The sequence below is a fragment of the Streptomyces sp. NPDC087901 genome (assembly GCF_044742205.1).
Classification (GTDB): Bacteria; Actinomycetota; Actinomycetes; order Streptomycetales; family Streptomycetaceae; genus Streptomyces.
On record NZ_JBIUUC010000047.1, the window covers coordinates 1 to 6,333 of the forward strand.

Here is a 6,333-nt window from a genome sequence, read left to right on the forward strand (position 1 = left end):
GAGCTATCCGTTCCCACAGGCCATCAGGCACAAGATCAACAGACAGCCGTCAGATCCTGCCGACTCAACACCCAACTGCCAAGCCACCACACCGATCTCATTTTGAAACGATCAGTTAGGCGCTGCCGGCCACACCACGCTATCGAGGTAGGGCGGAGTAGTGGCTCGGGGCGGGCGTGGGCGCCGTGCGCACTGAACGCGCAGCAGCGAGCGGCCGATGGCCTCGGGGATCACCTTGCGGAGGTGCTGGTCCGGTCTGCGACTTCGAGGATGCCCATCATGCCGAGATCTTCGTGCGCGGCGATGTGGCAGTGGTAGACGGTGCGCCCTCCCGCGCCGCGGAAGGGCACGGCAAGGCGGACGGTGGTGCCGCCGGGGATGTTGACGGTGTCGCGCCAAGCGCGGAACGGTTCCGCCGCCCCGTCCCGGTCGAGTACTTGCACCGGGAAGCTGTGCAGGTGGAAGGGGTGGTCCATGCTGTGGGCGTTCTCCACCTCCCAGATCTCCAGGGTGTCGAGGGTGGCACGCCGGTCGACTCGGTCGTGATCGAAGGTGCGGCCGTCGATGGTGTAGGAGCCGTCACCGGCCCCGCCCAGGACGAGACGACGGGTACGGACAGCGGTGGAGGGGTCGATCTTCTCCACCGGCAGCAGCCGTGTCGGCAGTTCCACCGGGTCGAGTCCCGCGGGAACGTCGATGCCTGCCATCGGGCGGTCGGTGCTCGTCTCTCCGCCCGGGCCGTAGACCGAGTACGGCAGTGCCCGCAGTGTCAGGCGGCCCGGCACGGTGGTCGCTACGAGAATCTCTGCGCGCTCCCCGGGCGCGAGAAGGATCTCGGTGAGTGGGACGGGCCGCTCGATCAGGCCGCTGTCGGTGGCGATGAGATGCACGGTTGAGTGCTTCTCGTCGCGGGTGACGGCCAGCAACAGGTGATCGCCGGCGGTCGCGTTCAACAGCCTCACACGAGTCAGCCCGGCCCGGGCAGCGATGACCGGCCGGGTCATGCCGTTGACGACCACGTCTCTGCCGAGCCGGGTGAACATCAGCAGGCGGTCGTCGGCGTCCCGCAGTGCGGGCAGGTCGTCGACCGGGCCGGTGACGACGACGGGTCCTGCGAGGCCGGCCAGGAGCTGTCGTTCGACGTCACCGTGGGCGTGTGGGTGGTACCAGTACGTGCCGGCCGACCCCGGGGGGAGGGTGAACTCCCGCACTTCGGAGTCGCCGGGCATGAGGTGGGTCAGCGGGGCGTCGGCGGCCGGGGGCATGGGAACGCCGTGCAGGTGCAAACTGGACGGATCATCGAGGGAGTTGCGGAATTCCAGCCGGACCCGATCTCCTTCACGGAAGCGGAGCAGAGGGCCGGGGGCGGTGCCGTTGTAGGCCATCCGTCCGGCGTCGGCGGTACCCGCGGTGAGGGTTGCGGCCCGGGTCCCGGGCTTCCCCACGGGCGTACGCAGCTGGAGGGCGGGAAGTTCGGGGAGTGGCGGCCCGTCGGCGAGCGCTTCCGCAGTGATGAAGGTCCGGACGAGGGGGACGAGGGCCCCCGCCGTGGCGAAGATGCCTCCGATGATCAGTGAGCGCCGCGACAGGCGGTCAGCCATCGTGGTGGTGGGTGTCGGAGGAACCGGCAGGATCGGCACCCGAGGCGCCCGGGGCGGCGGCGCCGTCATTGCTGGTGATGACGAGTTGTCCCTTCATGCCGTCGGCCTGGTGGCTGCCGACCGAGCAGTGCATGTCGTACCGGCCGGGGGGCGCCTGGACCACGACGGTGCGGGTGCGACCGCTGGGGACCTCTATGTCGAGGCCCAGCTTTTCGACGGCGAACGCGTGCGCGTCGTCGGTGTCATTGGTAAAGGTGAAGGCGACCGGCTGGCCGTGCGTCACCCGGAGAATGGAGGGCTCGAAACGGTAGTTGACCATGTCGACGGTCGGCAGTGCGGCGATCTGCTCCTGGGTAAGCGAGCCGGTGTCGTCGCTCTGGGGAGAGATGAGAAGGATGCCCGTGCCGAGTGCGAGGGCCGTTGCAAGGGCCAGGCCGCCGGTGACGGCAGGGCTGTGGCGCTTGAGGAGTGCGGCTGCGATCGGCCCGATCACCGCGCCCGCTGCTGCGAGTTCGAGCAGGGCGGCGGCGAAGTACAGCGGGTCACTGGGTCTCATGAGGTCGAAGGAGAGGCTGGTCGTCCGGGTGGCGATGATCGCGACGATGGTGAGGAGGGAAGCGATGGGCGCCCACCGCAGGCGCCGCCACACGAGGAGGACCGCCAGGAGGGGGAGAACGGCGAGTGCGGCCATGCCGGGATTCGGCTGTCCTCCCAGAGCCAGGTGAGCGAGGATTTCACACAGCGCCAGCGTCAGAAGTCCGGCGATGCCCAAGCGGTCCGGGAGCGTCAAGGGCGGCGCGGGGGCCGGGGCAGGCGGGGTGGTGGTCATAGCCATCAGGCCTTTCGGGTGCAAATATGGGGGAGATTTCATGTCGAGGTGTGGGGAGCGGGCGCCAGTTGTGAGCGGTGGCCTACGGTCGGGCGTCGCTTTGGGGAGTGGGCTGCCACTGCACCGGTCTCCAGGCCGTACGCGTGGGGCCGTGAGCGGCCGAACCGGGTTGCGTGGCGAGGTCTCCCGGGTTCAGTTCTGGCCCTCCGCGGTGGTCTTGAGCGTCTTGAACCATGCAAGGAGGGATTCTTCGAGAGCGAGGTGCATGGCGTGGGGGTCCGCCTCTACGGGGGTACCCGACCAGGACTCGCGCGTGGTGACCTGCACACCCTCGTGGGTGTTCTCGAACTCCCAGACGTGTATGCCGGTGATGCCGTGGGCGGGGCCGCCCCAGACGATGCGGTGCAGTGGCGTCAACTCGCCGACCGTGGACCTGATGTCGAGGCCTTCCGTCGTCCAGTCGAACACCGCGCCGGGGGCGAGCGCTCCGTGCAGGACCGCACTGTCGATGCCGGTGTTCCAGGTCGGCCAGGAACCGATCTCGGTGTGCAGTCGCCAGATCGTTTCCAGCGGGGCGTGCACGGTCTGCTGCAGTTCGACGATGACGGGTGCGTTGCGGTCGATGTCCGTCATGTTCTCCAAGGGGTGATCAGGTGGGGCGGGCAAGGGTGGGTGTGGGTGAGTGGGGAAGGGGAGCGCCGGGGGTTCAGGCGCGGTTGTCGGGGTGTGGTGATGGCGCTGCTGCCCGGCGCGCGCCTGTACAACCGGTGGATGCCGGTTCCGGCGGCGAGTAGAGCAGTGCAGGGAGCCTGGTTGTGTGCGCTGGTCAGGGGCAGGTGTTGTTGTTGGGCTTGGAAGGGCGCTTCTCGGCCTGGTGCTTGAGGTTGTGTAGCCAGTGATCCAGCGAGGCGTCCAGTGCTTCCTGGAGATAGGAGGTATTGGCGGTGACGGGGTCGCCGGTCCAGGATTCCTCGGTGTGGACGTGGACGCCGTCCTTGGCCTTGGTGAAGGTCCACACGTGGACGGCGGTGATGCCCTGGGCGGGCCCACCCCAGACGATGCGGCGCTCGGGCTGTACCTGCTTGACCGTCGAGGTTATGTTCTCCAGGCCTTCGGTGGACCAGACCCACGAGGAACCCGGACGCAGCGGACCCGGGGTCTGCTTGGCCGAGGAGCTGACACTCGGCTGCCAGGCGGGCCAGTCCTCGACGTCTGTCTGGATGCGCCACACGCGGTCCAGCGGTGCGTGGATGACGATGTCGTCCCGGGTGATCACCGGGGCCTTTTCGTCGATCCCGACCGGCGCGGGTCCTCCGCTTCCGAAGGCCAGGGGCAGTGCGGTAAGGAGTGCGGTGGCGATGGTGAGCATGATGCTTCCTCCGGAGAATAAAAGATGCCGTGGGCACATTGAGCGTGTGGTTGATCACTCATAATGTGACCGGCTTGGTGCATCTGGAAATTTTGCGTCGAGTGCACTAGGGAATGGCCCTAGGTGGCGACAAGGTGCCTCGCAGTCACCTTGTCGGCATGTGAGTAGTCAACCACTCTCATCCCTTGTGCGTCAACTGCCCCTCCGCTGGTGCGCTGCAGCCGGCCCGAGTTGCTCTCGTGGAGGCGGGGGATTGCCGCGGACGCTGACAGAGGCCCGCCCGCGCCCGCAGGATCTCACCGTGCAGCAGCCGCCCCGACCACCAGATGCGCGCAGTCCCTCATTGCATGGGGGTGTGGCGCGAGGGAAGGACCCGAAGGTCCGCTGACCTCGCGACCGGCGCCCGCGAGCGGTCTCGTCATGGGGCCGGGCGCCATGCGCGTCCTGCGCACCACCCGCCGAGGCGACGTCGTGCGTACGCCCTGAGGCCCCGCAAAGATCGGTCGGCCACCCGGCCAAGTGCCCCGCTTCCCTCCGTCCCGCTACCGGAACCCGTTGCAGTGCATCGGGCTTCAACTCGGTGGTGAAGCGATTGTGAGTGTTGCTTTGACGGCAGGCTGGAGCGGGCGGTTCTGCCGTTCGCTGTACTGACGGCCGAGGGTCTAGCGGGGCCCTGCCAACGGGCCTGGCGAAATAGAGCCGGACCACAGGGTGCTGCGCCTGCCAGTAGTGGCAGACCAGTTCCGGATACTCACCGGGGTGAGCTGACGCCCTCGAGGGAGATGACCAGCTTGGGCAGGGCCACTTTGGGCGGAAGGTTCACCGGCAGGTGCACGTGATTGTCCTCGCCGTTGAACTCCATCAGCTCGCGTGCGAAGTCCTTGCACACGGCTCGGATGACGTCCTCCATGCGTCTCGGGTGCATGCCATCGGGGGGACCCTGTGCCGGTTGTCCTTTCGCGGAAACCGCGCACACGAAAGGGGAGGTATGGCGACGCTGAGTACGAATGTTCTGATGTACGGCTTAACCCGACTTGGGCTTGATCCGCTATGCCGGGCATTCGAGGTCTGGGGTTCTGCCCCGGAAGGATGTCCACCATGGAAAGCGTGGGGAAGAAGAAGCCTCGCCGCCCTCGTCGTTCGTTCACGCCGGAGTTCAAGGCCGAGATCGTCGGTCTGTGCCGGCGGGGTGACCGTTCGGTCGGGCAGGCTGCCAAGGACTTCGAGCTCACCGAGACCGCGGTGCGGGACTGGGTGAAGCAGGCAGAGGTCGACGCGGGCGAGCGTAACGGGCTGACCAGCAGCGAGCGTGAGGAGCTGGCCGCGTTGCGGCGGGAGAACCGCCGGCTGCGGGATGTGGGTCTGTCAAACGAGCGGTGTATCAAGGGTTGTTGAGGGATACTGTCGGGCTGCGGAGAGTCGGCCGTCGAAGGTGATGTTGAAGGCGTTCAGGGCGGTCTTCCAGCGCATGGTCCAGCGGGCTTGGCCCTTGCCGGTCGGGTCGAGCGACATGATCGCCATGTGCACGCACTTCAGGGCGGCCTGCTCGTTGGGGAAGTGGCCGCGGGCTTTCACCGCCCGTCGGATCCGCGCGTTGACGGACTCGATCGCGTCGGTGGTGCTGACGATGCGGCGGATCTCGGTGTCGAAACGGAGGAAGGGAGTGAACTCCTCCCACGCGTTCTCCCAGAGCCGGACGATCGCCGCATACTTCTTGCCCCACGCGTCGGCGAACTCCGCGAACCGCGCGAGTGCGGCGTCCTCGGTCGCCGCGGTGTAGACGGGCTTGAGAACCTTCGATCTTGTCCCAGTCCTGACGGGCTGCATAGCGGAAGGAGTTCCGCAGCAGGTGGACCACGCAGGTCTGGACGACGGTGCGGGGCCAGACAGCCTCAACGGCGTCGGGCAGGCCCTTGAGCCCGTCGCAGACGAGCATGAGGACGTTGTTCACTCCGCGGTTTTTGATCTCGGTGAGGATGTGCATCCAGTGCTTGGCGCCCTCGCCGCCGTCGCCGGCACACAGCCCGAGAATGTCGCGCCGGCCCTCGGTTCGTGACCGCCAGGGGCGCGTAAAATGGGCCGGTTGGCGACCACGCCGTCGCGGATCTTGGTTCTGTCGACGGGATCCGGACGGTTGAGCGGTTCGTGACGACCGTTCGCGATCATGCATCGCGTGCTCTCGTGATGTGCTTTTGGAGCTGTTTCCTTACCTGTCCGCGTTGCTCATCGAGGAGGTCGAGAGACGGCTGGACAAGCTGGTGTTGAGGGCGCGGGTGCGGGCGGCGAGCGGGTCCTGTCGGTGCGGTCAAAGCTTCGCTCGGGTGCGGCTGGTACGTACGCAAGCTGCGTGACGTCGCCGTGGGCGGGCTCGGCGTGGTGATCGAGTTACGCATACGCCGGTTCCGCTGCGAGACCTGCACGGCGGTGACGTTCGCCGAACAGATCGTGGGACTGACGACCCCGCACAGTCGGCAGACCCTGCTATTGCGCGGGGTGCTGACGCGGATCGGACTGGCGCTGGCCGGCCGGGCAGG

General features: G+C 67.3%; 4 protein-coding genes and 4 pseudogenes. 2 read left to right on the forward strand and 6 right to left on the reverse strand.

Features of this window, described 5'->3' with window-relative positions; all coding sequences use genetic code 11:
* Positions 1-230: 230 nt before the first annotated feature.
* From ACIOEW_RS41105 to ACIOEW_RS41125, 5 genes and pseudogenes are all read right to left on the reverse strand, one after another.
* On the reverse strand, positions 231-1,601 hold the full coding sequence (locus ACIOEW_RS41105) for a multicopper oxidase family protein (RefSeq protein ID WP_401970722.1): 1,371 nt from the start codon (positions 1,599-1,601) through the stop codon (positions 231-233).
* Positions 1,594-2,430, reverse strand: a complete 837-nt coding sequence (locus tag ACIOEW_RS41110) for a cupredoxin domain-containing protein (RefSeq protein WP_401970723.1) — start codon at positions 2,428-2,430, stop codon at positions 1,594-1,596. The genes ACIOEW_RS41105 and ACIOEW_RS41110 overlap by 8 nt, the downstream gene beginning before the upstream one ends.
* Before the next feature lie 192 nt (positions 2,431-2,622).
* Positions 2,623-3,063 carry an SRPBCC family protein gene (locus tag ACIOEW_RS41115; RefSeq protein ID WP_401970725.1) on the reverse strand — a complete coding sequence of 147 codons (441 nt, stop codon included), beginning with the start codon at positions 3,061-3,063 and terminating at the stop codon, positions 2,623-2,625.
* Positions 3,064-3,256: 193 nt separating this feature from the next.
* Positions 3,257-3,799, reverse strand: a complete 543-nt coding sequence (locus tag ACIOEW_RS41120) for an SRPBCC family protein (RefSeq protein ID WP_401970728.1) — start codon at positions 3,797-3,799, stop codon at positions 3,257-3,259.
* A 754-nt stretch (positions 3,800-4,553) separates the two neighbouring features.
* A pseudogene (locus tag ACIOEW_RS41125) lies at positions 4,554-4,712 on the reverse strand (transposase); the annotation flags it as partial.
* 185 nt (positions 4,713-4,897) lie between these two features.
* Between ACIOEW_RS41125 and ACIOEW_RS41130 the strand changes: the two are divergent.
* Positions 4,898-5,152 (forward strand): annotated as a pseudogene (locus ACIOEW_RS41130) (transposase); the annotation flags it as partial.
* 12 nt (positions 5,153-5,164) lie between these two features.
* Here the strand turns inward: ACIOEW_RS41130 and ACIOEW_RS41135 are convergent.
* Positions 5,165-5,908, reverse strand: a pseudogene (locus ACIOEW_RS41135) (IS256 family transposase); the annotation flags it as partial.
* Positions 5,909-6,136: 228 nt separating this feature from the next.
* On the opposite strand from ACIOEW_RS41135, the pseudogene ACIOEW_RS41140 reads away from it, so the two are divergent.
* Positions 6,137-6,333: pseudogene (locus ACIOEW_RS41140) on the forward strand (ISL3 family transposase); the annotation flags it as partial.